Raw genomic sequence first — 25,426 nt, forward strand, 5'->3', positions numbered from 1 at the left:
CCGTCGGGTCGGTCGGGTGCGCCGACCGGGAGTCGATCAGCCGAAGAAGACCTCGGCCTCCTGGTAGCGCTCCAGCGGGACCGTCTTCAGCTCCGCCGTCGCCTCGGACAGCTTCACCCGGACGATGTCCGTGCCGCGCAGCGCGACCATGACGCCGAAGTCGCCCTCGGCGACCGCGTCCACGGCGTGCAGGCCGAACCGGGTGGCGAGCACGCGGTCGTAGGCGGTGGGGATGCCGCCGCGCTGGACGTGGCCCAGCACGACCGCGCGGGACTCCTTGCCGGTCCGCTCGGCGATCTCCTCGGCCAGCCAGGTGCCGATGCCGCCCAGCCGGACGTGGCCGAACGCGTCCTTCTCACCGGAGTGCAGCACCTCGGCGCCGCCCTCGGGCATCGCGCCCTCGGCGACCACGATGATCGGCGCGAACTGGCGCTCGAAGCGCCGCTCGACCCACTCGACCACCTTGTCGACGCTGAACTGGCGCTCGGGCACCAGGATCACGTTCGCGCCGCCGGCCAGGCCCGAGTGCAGCGCGATCCAGCCCGCGTGGCGGCCCATGACCTCGACCACGAGCGCCCGGTGGTGCGACTCGGCCGTCGTGCGCAGCCGGTCGATCGCCTCGGTGGCGATGTGCACGGCGGTGTCGAAGCCGAACGTGTAGTCGGTCGCGCCCAGGTCGTTGTCGATGGTCTTCGGCACGCCCACGACGCCGATGCCGTCGTCGGTCAGCCGCTTGGCGACGCCCAGCGTGTCCTCGCCACCGATGGCGATCAGCGCGTCGACCTTGTTCGCCGCGAGGGTCTCGCGGATGCGGTCGACCCCGCCGTCGATCTTGTACGGGTTGGTGCGCGACGAGCCGAGGATGGTGCCGCCCCTGGTGAGGATGTCCTCGACGTCATCGAGCCCGATCGGCTTGGTCAGGTTCTCGACCGGCCCCTGCCACCCGTTCCGGAAGCCCACGATCTCCCAGCCGTGTGCCTCGATGCCCTTGCGGACCACACCGCGGATGACCGCGTTGAGGCCGGGGCAGTCGCCACCGCCGGTGAGCACACCAATGCGCATTTGCTTAGCCAATCTCTTCTCGTGGCGTTGGTCACCCAAGCCTGACACGCGCTGGATCGGTGCAGCAAGCGAGGGTCCCACTTATCGGACCGCGAATCCCCTCCGCTGCCGCTCGTCCTCGATCACCTTCCAGCGCGCGAGGTTGTGCCGTGCGTCGGCCAGCGCGTCGTGGGCGTCCGCGGGCGCCTGCGGCAGGCGCGGCTTGCCCACGTCCTCCCAGCGTTGCCGCAGGTCGCGGGTGAACCGGGGCAGGCAGCGCGGCAGCGCGGGCATCGGACCCCACAGCTGCGCGAGCGCCACGTGGTCGTAGGCGGCGAACCACGCCCACAGCTCGATGTCGTCCCGGTTGGCCTTGGGGCCGCCGAGGAAGTCGAGCAGGTCGGCGCGGATGCGCTCCCGGCTGCGCCAGGCCCGGTCGGCGGGCGGCGGCAGCTGGTTCAGCACGTTCGCGCGCACCCAGGGGCCCGCCTTGGCCGGGTCGAACTCGGTGGACACGGCGTAGAACTCGCGGCCTTCCTCGTCGACCACGCCGATGGAGACGAGGTCGATCGTGTCCCCGTCCTCGATGAACTCACAGTCGTAGAAGAACCGCACCCCACCAGCCTAGGGGTGCCGATCAGCCGGCCTTCGCCTCGGGCAGCCGATCGACGCCGTCGGCCCGCTTGCGCTCGTCCTGGCCCTCCTTGGCCTTGGCCGCGTACACGTCGACGTACTCCTGGCCGGACAGCTCCATCAGGGCGTACATGATCTCGTCCGTGATGGACCGCAGCACGAACCGGTCGCCGGACAGGCCCTCGTAGCGGGAGAAGTCCAGCGGCTTGCCGATCTTGATCCGGATCGGGTACGGCCGCCACATCTTCGAGCCGATGGGGTTGGCCTTGTCGGTGCCGAACATCGCGACCGGGATGACCGGCGCGCCGGACTCCAGCGCGATCCACGCCACGCCGACCTTGCCCTTGTAGAGGCGGCCGTCGGGCGACCGGGTGCCCTCGGGGTAGATGCCGAGCAGCTTGCCCTCGCGCACGATCCGCACGCCGGTGTCGAGCGCGCCCTGGGCGGCCGACGCGCTGGACCGGTCGATCGGGACCTGGCCGACGCCGGAGAAGAACCAGCGCTGGAACGCGCCCTTGAGGCCCTTGCCGGTGAAGTACTCGATCTTCGCCGGGAACGTGACCCGGCGTGACAGCTTCAGCGGGAGGAAGAAGGAGTCGGAGACCGCGAGGTGGTTGCTCGCCAGGATGGCGCCGCCCTCCTTGGGGATGTTCTCCGCGCCCTCGATGATCCGGGGTCGGAAGAACAGCTTCAGGAGCGGCCCGAGAAAGATGTGTTTCATCAACCAGTAGAGCACCGCTGGGAGCGCCTCCTCGACGTGCTTGATCCCCGACGCCAGCCTACGGAGCGGATGGCGCAACACACAACGAAGACCCGGCGGGACGCGGTACGGTCCCAAGGTCCACCGGCTGCCGTAATCCGCAACACAGCGGCCCCGTGGGACGATGGACCCGGCAGGAGATCGCCTTCACGACCCGGAGGGCTGGAGCACGCCCATGAACTCCCGACGCGACTCGACCGACGGCCCGGAGGACGTGGACGCGGCCTTCGCCGAGATCGTGGCGGGCCTGGAACGCGAGGGCGTGGGCAGGCAGGCCCTGTCCGACGACGTGGAGCCGGACGAGGGCGACGAGGCGGAGCCCGCGCGCCCCGGGCGCCCGGAGGGCCAGCCGGCCGTGGCGACGGCGGACGACGACCCCGACGCGTACCCGGACCCGGACGACCCGGACGACCACTACGTGCCGCCGGAGCCGCCGCCGCTGCCCGCGTTGCGGCCGGGGACCATCGCGGCGCTGGTGGTGATCCTGCTGGGGGTCGTGCTGCTGCTGTTCCCGGGCCTGTTCGGCCTGACGGGCGCGATCGGCACCCCGTTGGCCCTGGTCGTGATGTGCTCGGGCGCGGGCTGGCTGATCCTGCGCATGCGCAACACCCCACCCCCCGACTCGGGCTGGGACGACGGCGCCGTCCTCTGACCGCGAGAGTCCTACGTTCAGGTCTCGTGAGTCGTACCTCCAGCCCGCGTGAGTCCTACGTTCAGGCGGCGAGAGTCCTACGTTCGGGACCCCCGAGTTCAACGCTCGGGCCGACCGGCCGGTATGTCGAGTGTTGAACTCGGGTGCTCTGGACGTAGGACTCTCGCGACTTGAACGTACGACTCACGCGACTTGGACGTTGGACTCTCGCGGGCTGAGCGTTGGACTCTCGGGTCAGCGGCCCGTGGTGATGCGGATGGTGTAGCCCTCGGGGTCGCGGGTCATGGTCACGTCGCGGCACGTGCGGTGGGTCAGCCACAGGCCCACGCCGGCGGTCGCGGTGCGGTCGGTCGGGACCAGGCCCGCAGTCGGCGAGGTCGGGCCCTCCCCCCGGTCCGTCACGGCCACCAGCACGCGCGACGGCCCCGCCCACGCCCGCAGCCGAACGGGCGGCACCCCGTGCGCCTGCGCGTTGGTCACGGCCTCGCTCGCCGCGTACACGATGTCGTCCACCTCGTCACGGCTCAGCGGCACGCCGGCGCACGCACCGGCCACCGCGCGCCTGGCCTCGGCGGGCGTCGGGTCGGTCAGCTCCACCACCGGCCGCCCCGCCTCGAACGCCGTCGGCCCGGCGCTCGGCAACGCCCACGTCGACCGGTACCGCGGGTTCGGCAGGTGCGACCCGTCCGCACCGGCCACGCGCGGGTGGGTCCGCACCACGTCCGCCAGCACGCGCGCCGGCGTCACCCGCAGGTCGTACGGGCACAGCCCCCACACCGGGAACTCGTCGAACACCTGGTTCACGGCCGCCTCGTACCGCGACCACCAGTCCCACGACGCGCCGACGCCGGGGTGCGGCACGTCCCCCACCACCCGGACCTGCGGCGCGCCCGCGTACCCGGCGAACAGCTTGCGGTACGCCACGATCGCCTCGGTCGGCCGGTCGTACTGCCCCGCCCCGGGCAGGAACACCACCCCGCGCGGGTCGGCGATCGCCTCCCGGACCAGCCGCTCGTTGGCCGGGCGGCACGCCACCACCACCGGCTCGCACGCCGCCACGCCCTCGTCCACGAACGGGACCACCACGCGCCGGTAGTCCTCGTCGCCGCCGCAGAACGCGACCTCGTGGAAGTAGCCGACGTGCCCGCGCGCCGCACCCGACCTCATCGGCCCACCGCGGGTGAGGTGCGGGGCTCGCGGACGTGGTGGTCGCGCGGTCCCCGGTCGCCGGTGGTCCGCATCCCGCGATGCTACGCGGCCCGCGCGGTCACCGGTGCCGGCCGTTGCGCGCTGCGCCGGCCGCCACCTCCCGCGCGAGCGTGGCGACCCCGACGATCCCGGCGTCGTCGCCGAGCTGAGCGGTCCGGATGCGGGCCAGCGGCCGGTGCCCCGCGCCGGTCACGACGGCCGCGTACCGCTCCCGGGCGTCGTCCAGGAACAGCGGCGCGGACTCCGACACGCCTCCGCCGATCACCACGACCTCGGGGTCGTACACGTCGGCGACCAGCGCCAACCCGTCCCCCAGCCACCGGGCCAGGTCCGCCATCGCGCGCTGCGCCAACGGGTCGCCGTCACGCGCCGCGCCGGCCACCCGACGGCCCGTGACCGCGCGAGCGTCACCCACCGCCTCCCGGGCCAGCACGGTCGACTCGCCGGGGTGGCGGGCCAGCAGCTCGACCGCCGTCGTGCTCAACGCCGTGCCGCTGCAGTACCGCTCCCAGCAGCCGTTCTTGCCGCACGGGCACGGCCGCCCGTCGGGCACGAGGCGCAGGTGGCCCAGTTCCGGCGCGACGCCGTGCGCGCCGCGGAACACGTGCCCGTCGACCAGCAGCGCGCCGCCGATGCCGGTGCCGAGCGCGACCAGCGCGGCGACCCGCGCTCCGCGGGCCGCGCCGAACCGGTGCTCGGCGAGGGCGGCGGCGTTGGCGTCGTGCTCCAGCACCACGGGCATGCCGACGCGCCGCGAGATCCGGTCGGCCACCGGCGCCCGACGCCACGCCAGGTGCGGCGCGAACCGCACGGTGCGCCGGTCGGAGGCCACGAACCCGGCCACGGCGAGGCCGACGCCCGCGACCGGGTGCCGGGCCGCCAGCTCCGCGACGGCCGTGCCGATGGCCTCCTCCAGCGCCTCCTCACCGCTGGGCGTGGCCGCGCGGGCGGTGTCGAGCACCGCGCCGTCGCCGTCGACCACACCCGCGCGCACGCTCGTCCCGCCGACGTCGACGCCGACGGTCAGCACTGCGATCCCTGGCCGCGCCGCACCACCGGGATGTGCTGGACGCGCGGCTTCCCGGCCTCCGGCGACTCCTCCGGCGCGGCGGGCTCGGGCCGCGCGGGCTCGGCCAGCGCCGCCCGCAGCACGGCGATCAGCCCGGTCAGGTGCTCGGCGGCCTTGGCGGCCAGCTCGGACCGGTCGCCGCGGGCCAGCGCCACCGCGTTGCACAACGGGCACCAGCCGCACGTCCGGGTGTCGTGCTCGCCCTCGGCGGCCACCCGGTGCAGCCACGGCTGCGCGCGCTCGGCGGCGACGTCGAGCAGCAGGCGCAGTTCTTCGGCGAGCTTGGCGTCCACGTGCCTCACCGCATCCACAGGTCGGGGTCGGGTGCGAACCGCACGGCCAACCCGGTGTCGTCCAGCTCCGCGCCGGTCACCAGGCAGCGCTTGAGCAGCGACGGCAGCGCGACGAGCCGCCGCCTGCCGTCCACGGTGACGGCCAGGTCGTCACCCACGCGGGCGAGGTCGAGCGAGGAGTCGCCCAGGGGCAGCGCGATGCGCAGCGTGTACTCCTGCTCGCCGGTCCGCTCGACCGAGAGCAGCGGCTCGTCGGCGGTGGCGCCGTCGAGCGGGTCGCGTCCCCGGTAGAGGCCCTCGGCCACGTCGAGCAGCGCGGCGGCGCCGACCGGTTCGGCGGCGCGGTGCTCCACGGTGGACACCGGCCCGAGGTCGGCCAGCTCGGCGAGCACCGCGTCCTGCTCGGCGCGGCGGGTGCGCAGCCACTCGGCGGCCGGGCCGCGGCTGTCGCCGGGGTGCGGCACCACCCGGTTGGCCACCACGCCGTCGACGCGGATGCCCTGCAGCGCCAGCGCCGTCACGGTCCGCCGGGTCTCCGCCGCGACCACCCGTTCGGGGGTCAGCACGAGCCGGACGCCGGTCGCGGGCGAGGTCAGCAGGGAGCGCAGCTGCTCCAGGTCTTCGGCCAGCCGGCCCAGGGCGTCGGCGGTGGCGTCCCACCTCTCCACCGACGAGCTGCCCGCGACGCCGGCCAGCAGGCCGCGCACGACGCGGCGGTGGGTGGGGAAGAGCCGCTCCAGGTAGGACGCGAACGCCTCGGGCAGCGCCAGCAGGCGCAGCGTCTCGGCGGTCGGTCCGCAGTCGACGACCACGACGTCCCACGGCCCGGTGCGGGCCAGCCGCTGGACCTCCGACAGCGCGAGCAGCTCCTCGACGCCGGGCAGGACGGTCAGCTCCTCGGCGGCCAGCTCGTCCACGCCCGCGCCCGCGAGCACGGTCCGCAGGTGCCCGCGCAGGTCGCGCCACGCGTGGTCGACCAGCGCGCGGGGGTCGATCTGGGCCGCGTGCAGCACGCCGTCGACCTCGGTGACGTGCGCGGACAGCGGCACGCCGAGCGCGTCGCCCAGCGAGTGCGCGGGGTCGGTGGACACGACCAGCGCCTTGCGGCCCCCCGCGGCGAGCGCGGTGGCCGTGGCGGCGGCCAGGGTCGTCTTGCCGACCCCGCCCTTCCCGGTGAACAGCAGCAGGCGGGCGCTCATCCCGCGTCGTCCACCCGGTTTTCCACCCGGCGCTTGAGCTCCTTGAGCGCGGTGTCCATGATCATCTTCTCGGCCTTGCGCCGGAACAGGCCGATCATCGGCACGACCAGCTGCACCGACAGGGTGTAGGTGACCTCGGTCGAGCCGCCCTTGGGCGCCAGCGCGTAGCTGCCCTCCTGCGACTTCTGCATCTGCCCCTTGACCAGGTGCCACGAGATGCGGCTCGGCGACCACTCGTCGTAGGCGAGCACGTACTCGTCCTTGATCGGGCCCTGGTCGATGTTGAACCTGACCTGGGCCGCGCGGCCGTCCGCCCCGGTCTCCAGCACCTCGGCGCGCTTCACCCCGTTGGCCCACTCGGGGTAGGCGTCGAAGTCGGCGATGACGGCCGCGATCTCCTCGGGCGTCGCGTCGATGACGATGGACTGGGTGGACTCGTCGGCCATGCCCGGCAGGCTACCCGGTGGTTCGGTTCACCAACGCAGCACGTGGGGCGTGCCGGTGCGCTGGAAGTGGCCGACGTTGACGCACTCGGTCCAGCCGACCCGCACCCGCCGCGCCATCGGCTGGTGCACGTGCCCGAACACCGACCACCGGGGCCGGTCGCGCTCGATCACCTTCAGCAACGACGTCGAGCCCAGCTCGGGCCGGCGCGCCACGACGTCGTAGGTCAGCTCGGCCACCGCCGGCGGCACGTGCGTGCACAGCACGTCGACCTCGCCCAGCCCGGCCAGGGCCGCGCCGAACTCCTCCTCCGTGCGCAGGTAGGGCCGCCACGGGCCGCGCCGGTTGGGCACGAAGCCGGGGTGCAGCACCGCGCCGCCCGCGAACCCGAACCGCAGCCCGCCGATCTCGGCCACCTGCCCGTCCAGCACGTGCACGCCGTCGCGGGCGAACAGCGGCCACAGCTCGGGGCTGTCCACGTTGCCGGGTGTGGCGTAGGTCGGCGCGCTCATCACCGAGAACAGCGCGGTGTACTGCTCCATGACCGCCTCTTGGACGACGGCCGCCGCGTTGTCCAGGCCGTCCCACAGCGACCGCATGTAGCGGACGGTCTCGGCGCCGAACCGGCCACGCCGCAGGCGCGCGAACACCTCGACCTTCTCCGCGCCGAACACCCGGCCGAGGATGCCCTTGCCGTGGTCGTAGTAGTCGACGAAGTCGACCAGGTCGCCGAGCACGACCAGCGCGTCGGCCCCGTCGCCGGCTCGGGCGAGGGCCTCCGCGTTGCCGTGGACATCCGAGACGACGTGAACCCGCACGAGACCCAAATCTACGGCAGCGCGGGCGCCACACCAGGGGGCCTGCCGCCCTCCAAGATCGATTTGAGGCCGAGTGACACGTGCTTGGCGGCCAACTGGCGGCGGCGCACCTCGCGGCGTATCCGCTTGTCGGACGCACCGCCGGGAAAGTCGGCACGCAGGAAGTAATGCAGCAGGGTGCCGTCCAGGACCGGCTCCAGCCACACCTCCATCGTTCCGACCAGCGCGCCGGCGACCGTCCAGCGCAACCCCTCGGTCCCCCGATCGGCGTAGACGTCGAGGGTAAGGTCGGGCCAGAAGCGCGCCCACGCGGCGGGCGGGGCGAAGGCGGCGGCGACCACGTCGGGCGGCACCGCGAGGAACGTCTCGTCCACGACGTCGACACTGGGCACGGGTCCGAAGAGTGCCACGACACGGTTACGGAAACACCGCCCGGCCTGGTGTATCGCCGGAATCACAGGCTAAGTTTCCCCACCGGTAACAAACAACGTCCGGAGGTCGACGTGCGCGAGTTCAGCGTCCCCGCCACCGCCACTGTGGCTCCCGAGGAGAACCTCACCGACATGGTGTGGGCGAACGCGGAGCGCTTCGGCAACGCCGTCAGCTTCCGCCGCCGCGTCGACGGGACGTGGGTCGACGTGACCGCCCGCGACTTCGCCGCGCAGGTCCTCGCCGTCGCCAAGGGGCTGATCGCGGCCGGGCTGGAACCGGGCGAGCGGGTGGGCCTGATGTCCAAGACCCGCTACGAGTGGACGCTGCTCGACTTCGCGATCTGGCACGCGGGCGGGGTCGTGGTCCCGATCTACGAGACCTCGTCGGCCGAGCAGGTGGAGTGGATCCTGTCCGACTCCTCGGCCAAGGCCGTGTTCGTGGAGACGGCCGGGCACCGCGCCGCGGTCGACTCGGTCGTGGCGGGCCTGCCCGAGGTGCGGCACGTGTGGCAGGTCGACGGCCCGTCCGGCGACGCGGCCGGCGCGATCGACGAGCTGACCGCGCTCGGCGCGTCGGTGTCCGACCAGGACGCGCGGGCCCGGCGCAAGGTCGTCGGCGCGGACGACACCGCCACGATCGTCTACACCTCCGGCACGACCGGCCGCCCCAAGGGCTGCGAGCTGACCCATCGCAACCTGCTGTCCGAGGTGCGGGGCGGGATCACCGCGTTCCCGCAGCTCATGCAGGCCGGCAACTCCCTGCTGGTGTTCCTGCCGCTGGCGCACATCCTGGCCCGCGCCCTGGCGGTGTGCGGCGTCTACACGCGGGTCACCATGGGCCACACCGCCGACGTGAAGAACCTGGTGGACGACCTGCAGTCGTTCCGGCCCACGTTCGTCGTCGCCGTGCCGCGGGTGTTCGAGAAGGTCTACAACGGCGCGAAGCAGAAGGCGCACGCGGCGGGCAAGGGCAAGATCTTCGACGCCGCCGAGGCGACCGCGGTGGCCTACAGCCAGGCGCTGGACACCGGCAACGTCCCGCTCGGCCTCAAGCTCAAGCACGCGCTGTTCGGCAAGCTCGTCTACAGCAAGCTCCAGGCGGCGCTCGGCGGCCGGTGCTCCAACGCGGTGTCGGGCGGCGCGCCGCTGGGCGAGCGGCTGGCCCACTTCTTCCGCGGCATCGGCGTGCCGGTGCTGGAGGGCTACGGCCTGACCGAGACCAGCGCGGCGGCGTGCGTGAACACCGCGGCGGCGTTCCGGGTCGGCACGGTGGGTCGCCCGGTGATCGGCACGTCGGTCCGCATCGCGGAGGACGGCGAGATCCTGATCAAGGGCGACGTGGTGTTCCGCAGCTACTGGAACAACGAGAAGGCCACGGCGGAGGCGCTGGAGGACGGCTGGTTCCACACCGGCGACCTCGGCGAGCTGGACTCCGACGGCTTCCTCAGGATCACCGGCCGCAAGAAGGAGATCATCGTCACGGCGGGCGGCAAGAACGTCTCCCCGGCCGTCCTGGAGGACCGCCTGCGCGCCCACCCGCTGATCAGCCAGTGCATGGTCGTCGGCGACGCGCAGCCGTTCATCGGCGCGCTGATCACCATCGACCCGGAGTTCTTCCCCGCCTGGAAGGAGCGCAACGACAAGCCGGCGTCCGCGACCGTGGCCGACCTGGTGGAGGACGAGACGCTGCGCGCCGAGATCCAGGCCGCGGTGGACGAGGCCAACCAGGCCGTGTCGAAGGCCGAGGCGATCAAGAAGTTCCGCATCCTGCCGGTGGACTTCACCGAGGCGGGCGGCGAGATGACGCCGAGCCTGAAGCTGCGCCGCGCCGTGGTCGCCTCGACCTACAAGCGGGACATCGAGGCGATCTACGCGGGCTGACCGCGGCCCGGGCCGGAAACAGACGGGTGGCCCGCACCGAAGTGCGGGCCACCCGACCCCCAGTGATCGCGTATCCGCTGACGCGGACCCGAGGAGTTCTGTTGTCCCGGTCCCCCAACCGGGACGCTTCACAGAGTGCCGCAGCGCGCTGTCGTATCGCTGACGCGGCGATGACTCCTGCCGTCAGCGCCCGTCTTAGGCTGTGCCACGGGGAGGCGGAACGAGGGGACGCGAACGGATGGGAGCTGGGCCGTGGTTCGGCCTTCTCGGCCCGCTCGAAGTGCGCATCCAGGGTCGACCGGTGCCCGTCCGGGCGGGCAAGCACCGGGCGCTGCTGGCTGCCCTGGCGCTGCGCGCGGGCCGGGTCGTCCCGATCAACGAGCTGGTCTCGGTGCTGTGGGGAGGCGATCCGCCGGCGCGCACCCGCGGCACGTTGCAGACCTACGTCATGCGGCTGCGGCAGCTGCTGGGCGACCCGTCGCTGATCCGGACCACTTCGGACGGGTACCGGCTGGTCGTGCCGCCGGAGCAGGTGGACGCGCACCGGTTCGCCACGACGGCGGGCCTCGCGCGGCAGGCGGCCCAGTCCGGGCACCTGGCCGACGCCGCCGAGCTGTACTCCCGGGCGCTGGGCCTGTGGCGGGGCCCGGCCCTGTCGGACGTGCCGTCGGCGGCGCTGCGCGACGACGAGGTGCCGCGGCTGGCCGAGCGGCTGCTGGTCGTGCACGAGGAGCGCAACGACGTCGAGCTGGCGCTGGGCAACCACGAGCGGCTGGTGCCCGTGCTGCGGTCGTTGACCACGGACCACCCGCTGCGCGAGCGGTTCTGGGCGCAGCTGATGGTGGCGTTGTACCGGGGCAGCAGGCAGGCGGAGGCGCTGGCGGCGTTCCGGCGGGTGGACCGGCTGCTGGGCGAGCAGCTCGGCATCGAGCCCGGTGCGGCGCTGCGCGAGCTGCACCAGGCGATCCTGGTCGGCGACCCGAGCCTGGCCGCGCCGGCGGAGCGGGCCGACCCGGACGTGCCGGACCAGCTGCCGCCGGACGTGCCGGGGTTCGTGGGGCGGGAGGAGCCGGTCGAGCGGATCTCGCGGCTGATCGCGCCGGACGGCCCGCGCACCGCGGTGCCGATCGTGGCGCTGACCGGCGTGCCCGGGGTGGGCAAGACGGCGCTGGCGGTGCACGTGGCGCACCGGCTGCGCGACCGGTTCCCGGACGGCCGGCTGTACGTGGACCTGCGGGGGTACGCGTCCGGTCCGGCCACGCCGGTGGTGGAGGTGCTGACCCGGTTCCTGCGGGCGCTGGGCGTGCCGCCGGAGCAGATCCCGGTGGACTCCGACGAGCAGAGCACCCTGTTCCGGTCGCTGCTGACCGGCCGGCGGATGCTGCTGGTGCTCGACAACGCCGCCGCGCCGGACCAGGTGCGGCCGCTGCTGCCCGGTGCGGCGAGCTGCCCGGTGCTGGTGACCAGCCGGGACGACCTGCGGGGGCTGATCGCCGTCGACGGCGCCCGGCGGGTCGGGTTGGACGTGCTCGAGCCGCACGAGTCGCTGGCGGTGCTGCGCCGGTCGGACGAGGCCGCGCTGGAGCTGGCGCGGCGGTGCGGGCACCTGCCGCTGTCGCTGCGCATCGCGGCCGCGGCGGTGGGTGGCGGTTCGGTCTCGCGGTACCTGGAACAGCTCGGCGACCGCCGGCCGCGCGACCTCGCGCACGCCGCGTTGTCCCCCGGCGCACGGCGGCTGTTCGCGCTGCTCAGCGTCGTGCCGGGGCCGGACTTCACCGCGGAGGCGGCGGCGCACGCGGCCGACCTGGCCGTGCCGGAGGCCGCCGCGCTGCTCGGTGAGCTGACCGCCGCGCGGCTGGTGGACGTCGCCGGCGGGCGGTACGCGTTCCACGACGAGCTGGCGCGGTTCGCCGTCGAGGTGGCCGAGTCGGGCGACGAGGACGTGGCCGCGGCGCGGGTGCGGCTGCTGGAGTTCTACGTGCGGGCGGTCGACCACTGCGCCGAGCTGCTGTACCCGGACCTGATGCGGCTGCCGGCGCCCGCCGGGCGGGCGGTGCGGCTGCCGCGGATCGGGACGGCGGCGCAGGCGCGGGCGTGGCTGGACGCGGAGCGGGCTAACCTCACCGCGGCGATCCGCTCGGCCGCCGAACGGGGTCCGGCCGCGCTGTCGTGGCGGCTGGCCGACGCGCTGCGCGGCTACCTGTGGATCGGCAAGCACGTCACCGAGTGGCTGTCGACCGCGCGGTACGGGTTGGACGCGGCGCACGAGCAGCGGGACGTGGCCGGTGAGGCGGCGATGCACCAGAGCCTGGGCACGCTGCACTGGCGGCTGGGCGACTTCGACACGTCGGTCGCGCACTACACGCGGGCCGTGGAGCTGCACCGCAGGTCCGGTGACCTGGCGTCGGAGGCGGAGGTGCGCGGCAACCTCGGCGTCGTGCGGCTGGAGGCGGGCGACCTGGCGTCGGCGCGCAACGACCTGGAGACGTGCCTGGCGCTGAAGCGGGAGGCGGGCGGGTCGCGGGCGGGCGAGACCGGCGTGCTGACGGGGTTGGGCGTGCTGGCGATCGAGACCGGTGAGCTGGCCGAGGCGGTGGACCTGCTCGGCGAGGCGTTGGCGATCAGCGTGGCGCACGGCCTGCGGGCGGGCGAGATCACCGCGTTGACGCTGCTCGGGGTGGCGTCGCAGCTCATGGGCGAGCCGCAGCGCGCGTTGACGCACCTGTCCGAGGCGTTGCGGCTGTCGGCGGAGGCGGGGTTCCGCGAGGCCGCCGCACGGGTGTTGGAGAGCACCGCGTCCGTGCGGCTGGACCTAGGCGAGCACGCCGAGGCGCTGGAGCTGGCCGACCGGGCGCTGGCGGAGCTGCGGGAGGACGGCGACCAGCGGATCACCACGAACGTGCTGGTGGTGATGGCCTCGGCGAACCGCGGCCTCGGCTCGCTGCGCACCGCCGACGAGCAGTTCCAGCAGGCCCTGACCAAGGCGCGGCGGATCGGCTACCTGCCGGGCGAGGCGCGTGCCCTGGTGGGCCTGGCGGGCGTGCGGCGGCTGCTGGGCCAGGTGGCGGAGGCCGAGGTGCTGGCCACCCAGGCCGTGACGCTGACGTCCGACCTGGGCCTGCGCGTCACCGAGCGGTCGGCCCGCGCCGAGCTGGCCGCCGTCCGCGAGGCCCTCGACGACCCGTCCCGAACGTAGAACTCACGGGTCGCGAACGTACGACTCTCGGGCTCTGAACGTAGGACTCTCGCGAGAGTCCTACGTTCAGGTCCGGTGTGTCGTACGTTCGCGACCCCCGAGTTCAACGCTCAGGCGTCGATCAGGGACGTCAGCCGGTCGGCCAGGTCGTCCCAGCGCCAGTGCGAGGTCACCCACTCGCGGCCCGCCGCGCCCATCTTGGCGGCCGTGCCCGGGTCGGCCAGCAGGCCGGCGACGGCGTCGGCCACCTCCGCCACCTCGCGCCCGTCCACCACCCGCCCCGTCACGCCGTCGCGCACGGTCTCCGGCGCGCCGCCCGAACGCCCCGCCACGACGGGCAGGCCGGTGGCCGACGCCTCCAGGTACACGATCCCCAGGCCCTCGACGTCCAGCCCTCGCCCCCGCGTCCGGCACGGCATGGCGAACACGTCGCCCGCGTTGTAGTGCACGGCCAGCTCCTCCCACGGCACGGACCCGGTCATCACCACGTGCTCGGACACGCCGACCGACGCCGCCAGCCGCTCCAGCCTCCCCCGGTACGGCCCACCGCCGACCAGCAGCAACGCCGCACCGGGCACCCGCCGCCGGATCTCCGGCAGCGCCCGCACCAGCACGTCCTGCCCCTTGCGCGGCACGAGCCGCGACACGCACACCACCACCGGGCGGTCACCCAGCCCGTACCGGGCGCGCACGTCCTCCCGCGCCGCCGCGTCCGGCGCGTACACCGACGTGTCGACCCCGGACGGCAGGTGCTCCAGCGCCGCCAGCGGGCCGAACGCCGCCGCGAACCGCGACCGCGTGTACCGGCTGACGAACGTCACCACGTCCGCGTCGTCCCCGATCCGCCGCAACGCCTGCCGCGCGCCCGGCAGCATCGACCACCCGACCTCGTGCCCGTGCGTCGACGCGATCACCCGCGACGCGCCCGCCGCGCGCAACCGCGACGTCATCAGCGCCAACGGAGCCGCCGCCCCGAACCACACGGCGTCGCAGCGCGCACCGCGCAGGATGTCCGACGCCCGACGCAGGACGTCGGGTGTGGGCAGCATCAACGTCCCGGGGTGCCGCACCACCTCGAACGGCTGCACGGCGTCGAACTCGGGGTGCGAGCCCGACGGCGACTCCCACGACGGCGCGTACACCACCAGGTCGGGCAGCCGCACGGCCAGCGCGTGCAGGTAGGACTGGATGCCACCGGGCCGAGGCGGGAAATCGTTGGTCACGAGCAGGGTCCGACGCACGCGACCACGTTACGGGAACGCCCGCCGCAGGAAGTCCTGCCACCCGCGCACCAGCTCCGCGGTGCCCCCACCGGTGGCCTCCAGGAGCACCCCGTCCACTTCGGACGGCCGGGCCCGGGCCAGCCGCCGGTGCAGCGCCACCAGCCCCGGCTCGCCCAGCACCGAGGCCAGGTACAGGTTCACCGACCACGCCTGCTGGTAGGCCAGCTCCATCGCCGCGCCGCGGAAGTCGGCGTCCGAGGGCAGCGCGGCGGGCACGCCCCGGCGCACCTGCGCGGCCAGCAGCGGCGCGGCCCCCGACAGCGGCACGTCGCTGCGCCGGTAGCCGACGTAGTCCGCGAAGCCCTCCAGCGCCCACATCGGCGCGCCGTCCGCGGTGTCGCCGCGGGTGGCGATGTGCGTGATCTCGTGCCGCAGCAGCACGCGCAGCGCCGAGGGCGACAACGCGCCCGCGCTGTCGGCGTTCAGCACCACCCGCTGGCCGCGGGCCGTGCGCGTGCCGGGGTCCACCCGGTCGGCCACCGCGACGCCCGCGATGGCGCCCGTGGCGAACCCGGGCCCGACCAGCGCGGTCATCTCCTCCCGGCTCGCCGGCACCAGCACGGCCACCTGGCGCGCCCACGCCCGGCCCCACACCTCGGTCACCGCCGTGACGGCGCCGTCCAGTTCCGCCAGCGCCCGTGCGGCCAGGTCCTCGCCGCCGGGGTGGGCGAGCACGAACCCGCCGGCGCCCGCGAGCACGCGGCACGGCCCGAAGTCCCACGGCCCGCGCCAGGTGCGCCTGCCCAGCGGTTCCAGGGCGGTGTCGGAGGCGAGGTACCAGCGGCCGTCGCGGCGGGTGAACAGGTAGGCCATGCCCTGGGTGCCGGGTTCCGCGTCGACGCCGGCGAGCCGGTAGGACAGCCGGACGTCCGGCGCCCACACCTCGTCGGCGTCGGGCCGCGCGAGCGCGGAGACGTCGACCTCGTCGCCGAGCGCGTAGCCCCACTCCGCCAGCGGCACGTCGGCGAGGTTGCGGAACAGGTCGAGCTGCCGCTGCCGGAACCCGGCGTCGGCGCGCGGGTCGAGGTCCGCGGCGAACGCCGCCCCGTCGCGCTCCAGCACGGCCCGCGCCCGCCGTTCGAGCAGCGAGCGGACGGCGTCGGCACGGGTGTCGGCGGGCGCGGGCGCCGCCGCCGGCGCCGTCGGCACCACGGCCGTGACCAGCCCGGCGAGGAACGTCACGGCCACCAGCGCGGCCAGCAGCGGCCTGAAGCGGCTCACGGGCCTCCAAAGTCGTCGGCAGGGCCACCCCCCACACGAAGAGGATGGCCCTGCCGGACGGGAGTTGTCAGCCCGCGATGCGGCGCATGGCGTAGATGCTGCCGGGGCTCTCCAGCGACACGACCTTGACCGGCACGCCGTCGGTGGACGCGTGCACGACCCGGGCGTTGTCCACGGCCATGGCCACGTGGTTGCCGCCGTTGTAGATGATCAGGTCGCCGGCGCGGACCTCGCCGCGGCTGACGGGACGACCGGCGCCCGCCTGGCCGCCGGAGGTGCGCGGGATGGTGACGCCGGCGTACGCGTACGCCTTCGACGTCAGGCCGGAGCAGTCCCAGCGGTCCGGGCCGGTGGCGCCGTACAGGTACATGTCACCCTGCTGGTCGAGGGCGAACTGCAGCGCGACGCCCGCCGCGTTCGCGGGCACGTCGGTGGCGGTCACCTTCTGGCCGACGCTCGACAGCGAGGTGCGCTCCTGCGCGGTCAGCCGGTTGAGCTGGTCCTTGACCTCGGTGATCTGGTTCTGCAGGTCGGTCTGCCGCTTCTTGATGTCCTCGGTGATGCGGGTCGCCTCGTCGGTCGCGGCCTGGGCGCGGCCCTGGGCGTCGGCCGCCTTCTGCCGGGCGTCCTCGGCGGCGTCGACCGCGCCGGAGAGCCGTTCGAGCGACTCGTTGTTGTCCGACGCGAGCACGCCGAGCGCGGACATGCGGTTGAGGAAGTCCTGCTGGGAGTCCGACACCAGCAGGGCCGACAGCTGGTTGAACCGCGCGCCCTCGAACGACGCCTCGGTCAGCTTGTCGACCTGGACGCGGAAGGTCTCCTCGTCGGCCTTGGCCTGGTCGCCCGCCTGGGTCGCCTGCGCCAGGTCGGCGTTGGCCTTGTCCAGCTCGGTCTGGTTGGCGGTGCGCTGCTCCTCGGCGCGCAGCAGCTCCTCGTTGAGCTTCGTCGCCTGCTCGGCCAGCTCGTTGTACTTCTTCAGCGCCTCGGAGGCGTTCGCGGGGGTGTTCGGCTGGGCTCCGGCGGGTACGGGCAGTGCGCCCACCGCGGCAGCGGCCACCGCCGTGGCCGCCATCGCCCCGCGCAGGCCGCGCTTGAGTCGTTGCGACGCCACAGTCGCGTGTGTCTCCTTCGTCTGAACCCGCCTGCCGGTCGGGCGCGTGACGCGCCCGGCACCTCGGTGCGAGAGTTCCGGCTCGGCTCCCCGACAGGCCGATTCGGCGGTGAACCCGCGTCGCGGCCCAGGATGGACCACTGCTCGCCGCGAGATCTCGGCTAGGTTACGAAAAGTGAGTCCCGGCGTCCACTAGCGGGGCACGGAAATCACCGTCAGTTCACCGAAAGTCTCGAACGGCCTAGCTGTGACCTGCTCGTGTGACGGCCGGTGGTGTTAAAAACACGATCTGCATCACACCCGGCCCAAGCGGGCCAGCAGCACCGCCGACGGCACCGGGTGCGCGCCCCGCCGACGGACGGAATCGGCCACCGCCCGGTCGGAGGTCACCACGACCACCGGACGGCCCTCGGGCTCGGCGGTCACCAGCGCCCGGATCACGTCGTCGGCCAGCACGCCCGGGTCGCTGAACAGCACCCGCACCCCGCGCGGCGCGGACGTCGGCACGGCCACCACGCCCGCGCCGTCGAACACCAGCGTCACCTCCGCGCCGGTGCGCGCCGCCAGCACCGCCAGCTGGTGCACCAACCGGTCCCGCTGGTCCGACAGCGACAGCTCCGGGTACCCGGTCTTGGTGACGTTGTAGCCGTCCACGATCAGGTGCACCGCGGGCAGCGCCAGCAGCCGGTCCAACGCCGCCGGGTCCTCGACCCGGCCGACCGCGCCCTGCGCCGCGCTCGCCCCGCGCACCAGGTCCGCGGGCCGCGGGCCCGCGCCGCCCAGCGCCAGCTCGCGCCGCAACCCGTTCACCGCGCCGTCCAACGTCTCCACCAGCAGCGCCAACCGCACCTCGTCGGCCTGGCGGGCCTCCTTGGCGGACTGGCGGGCCACCTCGGCGTCGGCCTCGGCCCGCTGCGCCTTCGCGCGCTCGTGCTCGGCGCGCTCCCGCTCGCGGTCCCGCTCGGCGGTCAACCGGCGCAGCTCGGCCTCCGCCTCGGCGCGCACCCGGTTCGCCTCCGCCGCCGCCGCCTCGGCCCGGTCCTTGGCCTCCCGCAGCCGCACGCCCTGCTCCCGCAACCGCTTGCGCAGCCGTTCCAGCTCGGCCTCGGACGCCTCGCGGATCTTGTCCACCGCGCCGCCCGCCTCGGCCCGCTCCGCCTTCAGCCGCTCCAGCTCCACCTCGAGCCGCTCGGCCCGCTGCACGGCCAGGTCGCGCTCGGAGCGCAGCGCCGCGTCGGCCGCGCGCCTGCCCACCAGTTCGACGAAGTGGGCCGCGACCTCCTCGCCCTGCAGCACCGCCGCCGCGCCCGCCGCCACCGGGTCGGGCGCGGTCACCTCCAGCACGGCCGGCCGGTTGCGCCGCAGCCACTCCACGACCGCGGCCCGGAAGTTCGGCGACGCCTTCAACCCGCCGATCAGCGCCGTCGCCCCCAGCCGGGCCCGCTTGGTCGGCGCGAACCGCGCCACCGCCCGCAGCGACTGCGGGATGTCGACCTTGGCCAAGTCACCCAACGCGTCCGCGCTCAGCTCCGCGAGCCGGGCGCGCAGCGGCTCCGGCAGGGCGGACCAATCCACAGTGGACTCGACGGCCTGGGCGGGCTCCAGGTCGTCGGCGCCATCAGCGGGCTCGATCGGGTCTTGCACCCGTACAGGCTAGCTGTGCCGGGTAACGCCGCCGTGCTCGCTCACCGCCGCCGTGCGGGTGCCGCCGCACCGGGATTGTCGGGGTGGGTCGGTACCGTGCCGGCCGATGACTACTCAGCTCACGTTCGACGAACTGGGCACACCGCTGCGCGAGACCACGTTCGTCGTGTTCGACCTGGAGACCACCGGCGGTCGGGCGGACGCGGACGCCATCACCGAGATCGGCGCGGTGAAGGTGCGCGGCGGGCGGGTGATCGGCGAGTTCGGCACCCTCGTCGACCCCGAGCGGGGCATCCCGCCGCAGGTCGTCGCGCTCACCGGGATCACCCAGCTGATGGTCACGGGCGCGCCCCGGCTCGGCACGGTGCTGCCCGCGTTCCTGGAGTTCGCCGCGGGCTGCGTGCTGGTCGCGCACAACTCCGGCTTCGACGTGGGCTTCATCAAGGCCGCGTGCGCCCGGCTCGGCTACACCTGGCCCAAGCCGACGGTCGTGTGCACGGTGAAGCTGGCCCGCCGAGTCCTGAGCCGCGACGAGGCGCCCAGCTGCCGGCTGTCGGCGCTGGCCGAGCTGTTCGGCGTGTCCGTGCAGCCCAACCACCGGGCGCTGATCGACGCGCGGGCCACCGTGGAGGTGCTGCACCACCTGCTGGAGCGGGTCGGCTCGGTCGGCGTGCACTCGCTGGAGGAGCTGGTCGCCTACCTGCCCGAGGTGACGCCCGCGCAGCGGCGCAAGCGCACCCTCGCCGCGCACCTGCCGTCCGCACCCGGCGTCTACCTGTTCCGCGGCCCGTCGGAGGAGGTCCTCTACGTCGGCACGGCGTCCGACCTGCGCCGCCGGGTGCGGCAGTACTTCACCGCGAGCGAGGGCAGGCGGCGGCTGCGGGAGATGGTGTCGCTCGCGGTGCGGGTGGACGCGGTGGAGTGCGCCCACTCCCTGGAGGCGGAGGTGCGGGAGCTGCGGCTGCTGACCGCGCACAAGCCCGCCTACAACCGGCGGTCGAAGAACCAGGGCCAGGCGTGGTGGCTCGTGCTCACGGAGGAGGCGTTCCCGCGCCTCTCCGTGGTCCGCACGCCGCGCGGAGGGGCGTTCGGCCCGTTCCGGTCCCGCAGGCTCGCCGAGACGGCCCTGGAGGCGGTGCTGGAGGCCGTGCCGCTGCGGGCGTGCGCCATCCGCATCCCGGCGCGCAACCCGTCCGGCACGCCGTGCGCGCTGTTCGAGCTCGGCCGGTGCAAGGCGCCGTGCGCGGGACGGCAGTCGGCGGCCGACTACTCCCCCGCCGCCACCGCGTTCCGCGACCTGGTCGCCGGCGCGGACGTGGCCCCGCTGCACGACCTGACCGCGCAGATCGACGCGCTCGCCGCCGCCCACCGGTTCGAGGACGCCGCCACCCGGCGCGACCGGATGTCGTCGCTGGTGCGGGCGTTGGACCGGGCGCAGCGGCTCGCGGGCCTGGCGGCGCTGCCCGAGCTGGTGGCCGCCCGCCCGGACGGTTCCGGCGGGTGGGAGTTCGCCGTGGTGCGGCACGGCCGGCTGGCGTCGGCGGGCGTGGCGCGGCGCGGCACGCGGCCCATGCCGGTGGTCGACGCGCTGGTGGCGTCCGCGGAGACCGTGGTCCCCGGCGAGGGCCCGCTGTTCGGCGCGCCCGCCGAGGAGGTCGGCGTGGTGCTGCGGTGGATCGACCGGCCGGGCACCCGGCTGGTGCGCTGCGACCGCCCGTGGACCTCGCCCGCGTCCGCCGCCGGGGCGTGGCGGGAGTGGGTGGCGCGCGCGGAGGCCGGTCGGGACCAGTACCGGGACGCGGGCCACTAGCATGTGCCGGGTCGTTACCCCCGACCCGTGGAGGACCGCTGTGATCACCGCGATCGTGCTGATCCAGGCCGCCGCCGAGAGCATCCCGGACGCGGCGCAGGCGATCGCCGACATCGAGGGCGTCACCGAGGTCTACTCGTGCGCCGGCGACGTCGACCTCATCGCCCTGGTCAAGGTCGCCCGGCACGAGGACCTGGCCGATCTGGTGCCCGGCCACATCTCGAAGGTGCCCGGCGTGCTCAACACGGACACCCACATCTCGTTCCGGTCGTACTCCAAGCGCGACACGGACGCGGCGTTCGCCATCGGCCTCGAAGACGCCTGATCGGCGCGTCGGGCCGGCACGACCACGACAACGGGAAGGGCCCGCACCTCGGTCGAGGTGCGGGCCCTTCCCGTGAACGGGGTCAGGCGTCCGGCTGGGCCGGCTTGCCCGCCAACTCGCCCGCCGGCTTGTTCTCGGCGCTCAGGGAGTCGCCCGCGACGCCGCGCTCGGCCCGGGCCCGGGACAGGGCGGCGGTCTCCTCGGCCGGGTCCGGGCTCAGGAAGCTGCCCGGCACCGGGTGGCCCGCCGAACCCAGCTTGTTCATCTTCTTCGGCACCGGCGCGGCCTGGTAGGCCAGGGGCAGCGGGTGGCCGTGGTCGTCCACCGGGCCCAGCGGCTGGTGGACCTCGATGAACTCGCCGTGCGGCAGGCGCTTGATGATGCCCGTCTCGACGCCGTGCTCCAGCACCTCGCGGTCACCGCGCTGCAGCCCGATGCAGATCCGGTAGGTGATGAAGTACGTCAGCGGCGGGATGACCAGCATGCCGATGCGGCCGATCCACGTCATCGCGTTCAGCGAGATGTCGAACTTCATCGCGATGATGTCGTTGCCGCCCGAGAGCAGCAGCACCATGAAGTACGCGATCGCCATCATGCCCAGCGACGTGCGGACCGGCACGTCGCGCGGGCGCTGGAGCAGGTTGTGGTGCGCGTAGTCCTTGGTCAGCTTCCGCTCGATCCACGGGTACACCGCGGCGAGGCCGGTCAGCAGCGGCAGGCCGAGCATGAACGGCAGGAACGGCTCGGGCACCGTGTAGTTGCCCAGGTACAGCTCCCACGCGGGCCACAGGCGGATCAGGCCGTCGGTCCAGCCCATGTACCAGTCGGGCTGCACGCCCGCCGACACCTGGCCCGCGTTGTACGGGCCGAAGTTCCACACCGGGTTGATCTGGAACACGCCGCCCATGATCGCCGTGAGGCCCACGACGAGGGCGAAGAAGCCGCCGCCCTTGGCCGCGAACACCGGCATGATGCGCACGCCGACGACGTTGGTCTCCTTGCGGCCGACGCCCGGGAACTGCGTGTGCTTCTGGTACCAGACGACGCCCAGGTGCACCGCGATCAGCGCCAGGATGATGCCCGGGATGACCAGGATGTGCAGCGTGTAGAGCCGCGGGATGATCTCGGTGCCCGGGAACTCGCCGCCGAAGGCCAGCCAGTTCAGCCAGGTGCCGATCACCGGGATCGAGATCAGCAGGCCGGCCATCACCCGCAGGCCGGTGCCGGACAGCAGGTCGTCGGGCAGCGAGTAGCCGAGGAAGCCCTCGATCGCGCCGAGCATGAACAGCACGATGCCGATGACCCAGTTGATCTCACGCGGGCGGCGGAACGCGCCCGTGAAGAAGATCCGGAACATGTGCACGACGATCGCGCCCATGAACAGCAGCGCGGCCCAGTGGTGCACCTGGCGGACGAAGAGGCCGCCGCGCACGTCGAAGCTGATCTGCAGCGTCGACTCGAACGCGCGGGACATCGGGATGCCCTGCAGGTTGTGGAACGTGCCGTTGTAGATGACCTCTTCCATGGAGGGGTCGAAGAACAACGCCAGGTAGGTGCCCGACAGCAGCAGGACGATGAAGCTGTACAGCGCGATCTCGCCGAGCAGGAACGACCAGTGCGTCGGGAAGACCTTGTTCAGCTGCTTGCGCAGGCCACCGGCCATGTGGAACCGGTCGTCGGCCCACTTGGCGGCGCCACCCGCCACGCGGGCGCCCGCGCCCTGCCGTTTGGTCGGCGTGGTGATGCCGCTCATGACTTACGCTCCCAGAACGCCGGACCCACGGCCTCGATGAAGTCGCCGCGGGCAATCAAGTATCCGTCCTCGTCAACCGTGATGGGAAGCTGCGGCAGCGCACGGGTCGCCGGGCCGAACCGCGGCTTCGCGTAGTGGAAGACGTCGAACTGGGACTGGTGGCACGGGCACAGCAGCAGACCGGTCTGCTGCTCGTACAGCGAGGCCGGGCACCCGAGGTGCGTGCAGATCTTCGAGTAGGCGTAGATGTCGCCGTAGTTGAAGTCCTCCTGGCCGGCCCGCTTGACGATCTGCTGGCCGGGGCGGAACTTGAGCAGCAGGACCGGGTTGTCGACCCGCTTCACCGCGGCGATCAGGGCGTGCTCGTCGTCCCGCTCGGACTCGCGGAACGGGAAGACGGTCAGGTAGCCGCCCGCGTCCAGGTCCTCCGGCCGGACGAGCTGGACGTCGTGCGGGTCGCCCGTGTAGTTGCGCAGGTAGACCTTCTCGCCGTTCTCCGACTTCCAGCCGGTGTGCCACAGCGAGTCCTTGGACTCGCTGTCGGCCCACGGGTTGCGGATCAACCCGCCCAGCGGCACGGCGAGCACGCCGAGGCCGAACAGGCCGGCGCCCAGGCCCGCGGTGCGCTTGATGAGCGACCGGCGGCCGATCGTGGACCGCTCGCCCGCGTCGCCGAGCTGCGCGAGGATCGTGGCCTTGTCCACCTCGGCCGACCCGCCGTCGTGGCGCTGCTGGACGGCCAGCTCCTCGGGGATGAACTTCTTCGTGTAGAGCAGCGCGCCGACGCCCAGGCCGAGGACCGACAGGCCGAGCGTGAGGCCGATGACCGGCGTGTACAGGCTGTACAGGAAGTGGTGCTCGGTGTTGGGGGCCTCGTACTTCCACGGCCACCACAGGAACGCGGCGAGGAACGCGAGGCCGGCCAGCGCGGCGATGGTGAACCACAGGGCCACCAGGCGCTCGGCGCGCTTCTCGGCGCGGGTGCCCTTGACCGGCCAGCGGTCCTCGTAGTGGACCAGCTCGACGCCGTCCAGGTTGGTGCCGAGCTTGACCAGCTCGTCCCGGCTCATCCCGGCGAGTTCCGCCTCGTCGGGCAGCTCGTTCGGCTTCACGCCGCTCATGCCTTGGCTCCGATCCAGAGGGTCACGCCGATCAGGGCGGCGATACCCACGATGAACGCGATCAGACCCTCCGATACCGGCCCGAGGCCGCCGAGGGGGGCGCCGCCGGGGTTGTTGTTCCCGTCGGTCACCGACTTGATGTAAGCGATGATGTCCTTCTTCTCCTCCGACGTGAGCTGCCGGTCGGAGAACTTCGGCATGTTCTGCGGGCCCGTGAGCATCGCGGTGTAGATCTGGTCCTCGGTGACCCCGTCGAGCTCGGGCGCGAACTTGCCGGACGACAGCGCCCCGCCGCGGCCGGTGAAGTTGTGGCACGCCGCGCAGTTGAGGCGGAACAGCTCGCCGCCGCGGGCCGGGTCGTCGCCGCGCAGGGCCTCGCCGCGCTCCTCGGGGCGCTCGGGGCCGCCGCCGCGGGACTGGATGAACGCGCCGATGGCGTCCACCTCCTCCGGCGTGAACTTGGCGGGCTTGCGCTGCGCCTGGGCCTCCTGGCGGGCCATGGGCATGCGGCCGGAGGACACCTGGAAGTACACGGCCGCGTCGCCCACGCCGATGAGGCTGGGGCCGCGGTCCTCGACGCCGTCGAGGTTCTTGCCGTGGCAGCTGATGCAGGTGTTGTTGTAGAGCTGCTCGCCCAGTCGCACCTGCGCCGGGTCGTCCTGCGCCTGCGCGGTCTGCGGCTGCGGCGCGAGGGCGCTGAACAGGAAGCCCGCGGCCAGCAGCGCGAAGCCCAGCGCGAGCAGGCCCGAGATCCGCCTGCGCAGCTTGGTGCTGCGCTTCCGGGCCCGTGTGGTGTTGGTGGTCATGTGTGCGGCAACCCTTGCTGGTGTGAGTTCGGGGTTCGAGCTGGTCAGGGCACGATGTAGATGACGGCGAACAAGCCGATCCAGACGACGTCGACGAAGTGCCAGTAGTACGACACGACGATCGCGGAGGTCGCCTGCGCGGGCGTGAACTTGCTCAGCTTCGTGCGGACCAGCAGGTAGCCGAACGCGATCAGGCCACCGATGACGTGCAGCCCGTGGAAGCCGGTCGTCAGGTAGAAGACGGTGCCGTAGGCGGAGCCCGGGATCGTGGTGCCCTCGTGCACGAGGTTGAGGTACTCACCGGCCTGACCGGCCACGAAGATCGCGCCCATCACCAGCGTCACGATGTACCAGCGGCGCAGGCCGAAGACGTCACCCCGCTCGGCGGCGAACACGCCCCACTGGCAGGTGAACGAGGACGCCACCAGGATGATCGTGAAGAACAGTGCGTAGGGCACGTTCAGCTCGGTCGGCTCTGGTGGCCAGTGCCCCTCGTTCTGGGCCTTCACCGTGAAAAACATGGCGAAGAGCCCCGCGAAGAACATGAGCTCACTGGACAGCCAGACGATCGTGCCGACGCTGACCATGTTCGGGCGGTTCAGCGAGTGCACGCGCTGGCCGATTGAGGGCGCTGCCGTTGTCACACGACGCATTATTGCTTGCAGGTTTTCGTCCCGCCCATCGGGTCCGGGGCACGTACGCAGGTCATCTGGGTCACACGCACGG

Annotated in this window: 23 protein-coding genes; 5 read left to right on the forward strand and 18 right to left on the reverse strand. The window is 73.3% G+C overall.

Annotated elements, in window-relative coordinates; genetic code table 11:
- Positions 1-36: 36 nt before the first annotated feature.
- From ACIGNX_RS03660 to ACIGNX_RS03670, 3 genes are all read right to left on the reverse strand, one after another.
- Positions 37-1,062 carry a 6-phosphofructokinase gene (locus tag ACIGNX_RS03660; RefSeq protein WP_396535947.1) on the reverse strand — a complete coding sequence of 342 codons (1,026 nt, stop codon included), beginning with the start codon at positions 1,060-1,062 and terminating at the stop codon, positions 37-39.
- Between the two features lie 81 nt (positions 1,063-1,143).
- A complete protein-coding gene (locus tag ACIGNX_RS03665; RefSeq protein ID WP_396535949.1) occupies positions 1,144-1,656 on the reverse strand; it encodes a polyadenylate-specific 3'-exoribonuclease AS in 513 nt (170 codons plus the stop codon).
- 22 nt (positions 1,657-1,678) lie between these two features.
- Entirely contained in the window at positions 1,679-2,410 is a 732-nt protein-coding gene (locus ACIGNX_RS03670; protein WP_396535950.1) for a lysophospholipid acyltransferase family protein, read from the reverse strand.
- Between the two features lie 199 nt (positions 2,411-2,609).
- Here ACIGNX_RS03670 and ACIGNX_RS03675 point away from each other — a divergent pair, with 199 nt between their 5' ends.
- Positions 2,610-3,086 carry a hypothetical protein gene (locus ACIGNX_RS03675; protein ID WP_396535951.1) on the forward strand — a complete coding sequence of 159 codons (477 nt, stop codon included), beginning with the start codon at positions 2,610-2,612 and terminating at the stop codon, positions 3,084-3,086.
- Positions 3,087-3,320: 234 nt separating this feature from the next.
- Here ACIGNX_RS03675 and ACIGNX_RS03680 read toward each other — a convergent pair whose 3' ends face one another.
- The 7 genes from ACIGNX_RS03680 to ACIGNX_RS03710 all read right to left on the reverse strand — a co-directional run bounded on the left by ACIGNX_RS03680 (position 3,321) and on the right by ACIGNX_RS03710 (position 8,510).
- A complete protein-coding gene (locus tag ACIGNX_RS03680) occupies positions 3,321-4,253 on the reverse strand; it encodes an anti-sigma factor RsbA family regulatory protein (RefSeq protein WP_396535953.1) in 933 nt (310 codons plus the stop codon).
- A 100-nt stretch (positions 4,254-4,353) separates the two neighbouring features.
- Positions 4,354-5,325: an ROK family protein gene (locus ACIGNX_RS03685; protein WP_396535955.1), complete on the reverse strand. Its 972-nt coding sequence runs from the start codon at positions 5,323-5,325 to the stop codon at positions 4,354-4,356.
- Positions 5,319-5,657, reverse strand: coding sequence for a hypothetical protein (locus ACIGNX_RS03690; protein ID WP_396535957.1), 339 nt, complete (start codon positions 5,655-5,657; stop codon positions 5,319-5,321). The genes ACIGNX_RS03685 and ACIGNX_RS03690 overlap by 7 nt, the downstream gene beginning before the upstream one ends.
- 5 nt (positions 5,658-5,662) lie before the next feature.
- On the reverse strand, positions 5,663-6,856 hold the full coding sequence (locus ACIGNX_RS03695; RefSeq protein ID WP_396535959.1) for an ArsA family ATPase: 1,194 nt from the start codon (positions 6,854-6,856) through the stop codon (positions 5,663-5,665).
- Entirely contained in the window at positions 6,853-7,302 is a 450-nt protein-coding gene (locus ACIGNX_RS03700) for an SRPBCC family protein (protein ID WP_396535961.1), read from the reverse strand. The genes ACIGNX_RS03695 and ACIGNX_RS03700 overlap by 4 nt, the downstream gene beginning before the upstream one ends.
- Positions 7,303-7,329: 27 nt before the next feature.
- Positions 7,330-8,118, reverse strand: a complete 789-nt coding sequence (locus ACIGNX_RS03705; protein ID WP_396535962.1) for a metallophosphoesterase — start codon at positions 8,116-8,118, stop codon at positions 7,330-7,332.
- 11 nt (positions 8,119-8,129) lie between these two features.
- Positions 8,130-8,510, reverse strand: a complete 381-nt coding sequence (locus ACIGNX_RS03710; RefSeq protein WP_396535964.1) for a polyketide cyclase / dehydrase and lipid transport — start codon at positions 8,508-8,510, stop codon at positions 8,130-8,132.
- 111 nt (positions 8,511-8,621) lie between these two features.
- Between ACIGNX_RS03710 and ACIGNX_RS03715 the strand changes: the two genes are divergently transcribed.
- Both ACIGNX_RS03715 and ACIGNX_RS03720 read left to right on the forward strand, forming a co-directional pair.
- Positions 8,622-10,430 carry an AMP-dependent synthetase/ligase gene (locus ACIGNX_RS03715; protein ID WP_396535966.1) on the forward strand — a complete coding sequence of 603 codons (1,809 nt, stop codon included), beginning with the start codon at positions 8,622-8,624 and terminating at the stop codon, positions 10,428-10,430.
- A 301-nt stretch (positions 10,431-10,731) separates the two neighbouring features.
- Positions 10,732-13,626, forward strand: a complete 2,895-nt coding sequence (locus ACIGNX_RS03720; protein WP_396535968.1) for a BTAD domain-containing putative transcriptional regulator — start codon at positions 10,732-10,734, stop codon at positions 13,624-13,626.
- Positions 13,627-13,736: 110 nt separating this feature from the next.
- Here ACIGNX_RS03720 and ACIGNX_RS03725 read toward each other — a convergent pair whose 3' ends face one another.
- From ACIGNX_RS03725 to ACIGNX_RS03740, 4 genes are all read right to left on the reverse strand, one after another.
- Entirely contained in the window at positions 13,737-14,867 is a 1,131-nt protein-coding gene (locus tag ACIGNX_RS03725) for a glycosyltransferase family 4 protein (protein ID WP_396535970.1), read from the reverse strand.
- 9 nt (positions 14,868-14,876) lie between these two features.
- Positions 14,877-16,130: a hypothetical protein gene (locus ACIGNX_RS03730; protein WP_396535972.1), complete on the reverse strand. Its 1,254-nt coding sequence runs from the start codon at positions 16,128-16,130 to the stop codon at positions 14,877-14,879.
- 67 nt (positions 16,131-16,197) lie between these two features.
- A complete protein-coding gene (locus tag ACIGNX_RS03735) occupies positions 16,198-17,241 on the reverse strand; it encodes an NlpC/P60 family protein (protein WP_396535974.1) in 1,044 nt (347 codons plus the stop codon).
- Positions 17,242-17,535: 294 nt separating this feature from the next.
- Positions 17,536-18,885 carry an NYN domain-containing protein gene (locus tag ACIGNX_RS03740; protein WP_396535976.1) on the reverse strand — a complete coding sequence of 450 codons (1,350 nt, stop codon included), beginning with the start codon at positions 18,883-18,885 and terminating at the stop codon, positions 17,536-17,538.
- A 106-nt stretch (positions 18,886-18,991) separates the two neighbouring features.
- Between ACIGNX_RS03740 and ACIGNX_RS03745 the strand changes: the two genes are divergently transcribed.
- Entirely contained in the window at positions 18,992-20,695 is a 1,704-nt protein-coding gene (locus ACIGNX_RS03745) for a DEDD exonuclease domain-containing protein (RefSeq protein WP_396535978.1), read from the forward strand.
- Between the two features lie 40 nt (positions 20,696-20,735).
- Positions 20,736-21,020 carry an Lrp/AsnC family transcriptional regulator gene (locus tag ACIGNX_RS03750; protein WP_158840431.1) on the forward strand — a complete coding sequence of 95 codons (285 nt, stop codon included), beginning with the start codon at positions 20,736-20,738 and terminating at the stop codon, positions 21,018-21,020.
- Between the two features lie 82 nt (positions 21,021-21,102).
- Here the strand turns inward: ACIGNX_RS03750 and ACIGNX_RS03755 are convergent, their stop codons facing one another.
- From ACIGNX_RS03755 to ACIGNX_RS03770, 4 genes are read right to left on the reverse strand one after another with little or no spacing between them, the layout of a single operon-like run.
- Positions 21,103-22,773, reverse strand: coding sequence for a cytochrome bc complex cytochrome b subunit (locus ACIGNX_RS03755; RefSeq protein ID WP_396535980.1), 1,671 nt, complete (start codon positions 22,771-22,773; stop codon positions 21,103-21,105).
- Positions 22,770-23,894: a ubiquinol-cytochrome c reductase iron-sulfur subunit gene (locus ACIGNX_RS03760; RefSeq protein WP_396535982.1), complete on the reverse strand. Its 1,125-nt coding sequence runs from the start codon at positions 23,892-23,894 to the stop codon at positions 22,770-22,772. The genes ACIGNX_RS03755 and ACIGNX_RS03760 overlap by 4 nt, the downstream gene beginning before the upstream one ends.
- Complete coding sequence (locus ACIGNX_RS03765; RefSeq protein ID WP_396535984.1) at positions 23,891-24,700, reverse strand: c-type cytochrome; 810 nt, start codon at positions 24,698-24,700, stop codon at positions 23,891-23,893. Before ACIGNX_RS03765 ends, ACIGNX_RS03760 begins: the two co-directional genes overlap by 4 nt.
- A 44-nt stretch (positions 24,701-24,744) precedes the next feature.
- Complete coding sequence (locus tag ACIGNX_RS03770; protein ID WP_396535986.1) at positions 24,745-25,353, reverse strand: heme-copper oxidase subunit III; 609 nt, start codon at positions 25,351-25,353, stop codon at positions 24,745-24,747.
- Positions 25,354-25,426: the final 73 nt, after the last annotated feature.

It is taken from the genome of Actinosynnema sp. NPDC053489 (assembly GCF_044544865.1).
Taxonomy (GTDB): Bacteria; Actinomycetota; Actinomycetes; order Mycobacteriales; family Pseudonocardiaceae; genus Actinosynnema.

Excerpts from the sequence above, each read along its gene's own strand:
- ACIGNX_RS03660 (WP_396535947.1), bottom strand. The coding sequence starts at position 1,062 with ATGCGCATTGGTGTGCTCACCGGCGGTGGCGACTGCCCCGGCCTCAAC.
- ACIGNX_RS03675 (WP_396535951.1), top strand. The coding sequence starts at position 2,610 with ATGAACTCCCGACGCGACTCGACCGACGGCCCGGAGGACGTGGACGCG.
- ACIGNX_RS03680 (WP_396535953.1), bottom strand. The coding sequence starts at position 4,253 with ATGAGGTCGGGTGCGGCGCGCGGGCACGTCGGCTACTTCCACGAGGTC.
- ACIGNX_RS03695 (WP_396535959.1), bottom strand. The coding sequence starts at position 6,856 with ATGAGCGCCCGCCTGCTGCTGTTCACCGGGAAGGGCGGGGTCGGCAAG.
- ACIGNX_RS03700 (WP_396535961.1), bottom strand. The coding sequence starts at position 7,302 with ATGGCCGACGAGTCCACCCAGTCCATCGTCATCGACGCGACGCCCGAG.
- ACIGNX_RS03745 (WP_396535978.1), top strand. The coding sequence starts at position 18,992 with ATGACTACTCAGCTCACGTTCGACGAACTGGGCACACCGCTGCGCGAG.
- ACIGNX_RS03755 (WP_396535980.1), bottom strand. The coding sequence starts at position 22,773 with ATGAGCGGCATCACCACGCCGACCAAACGGCAGGGCGCGGGCGCCCGC.
- ACIGNX_RS03760 (WP_396535982.1), bottom strand. The coding sequence starts at position 23,894 with ATGAGCGGCGTGAAGCCGAACGAGCTGCCCGACGAGGCGGAACTCGCC.
- ACIGNX_RS03765 (WP_396535984.1), bottom strand. The coding sequence starts at position 24,700 with ATGACCACCAACACCACACGGGCCCGGAAGCGCAGCACCAAGCTGCGC.
- ACIGNX_RS03770 (WP_396535986.1), bottom strand. The coding sequence starts at position 25,353 with ATGCGTCGTGTGACAACGGCAGCGCCCTCAATCGGCCAGCGCGTGCAC.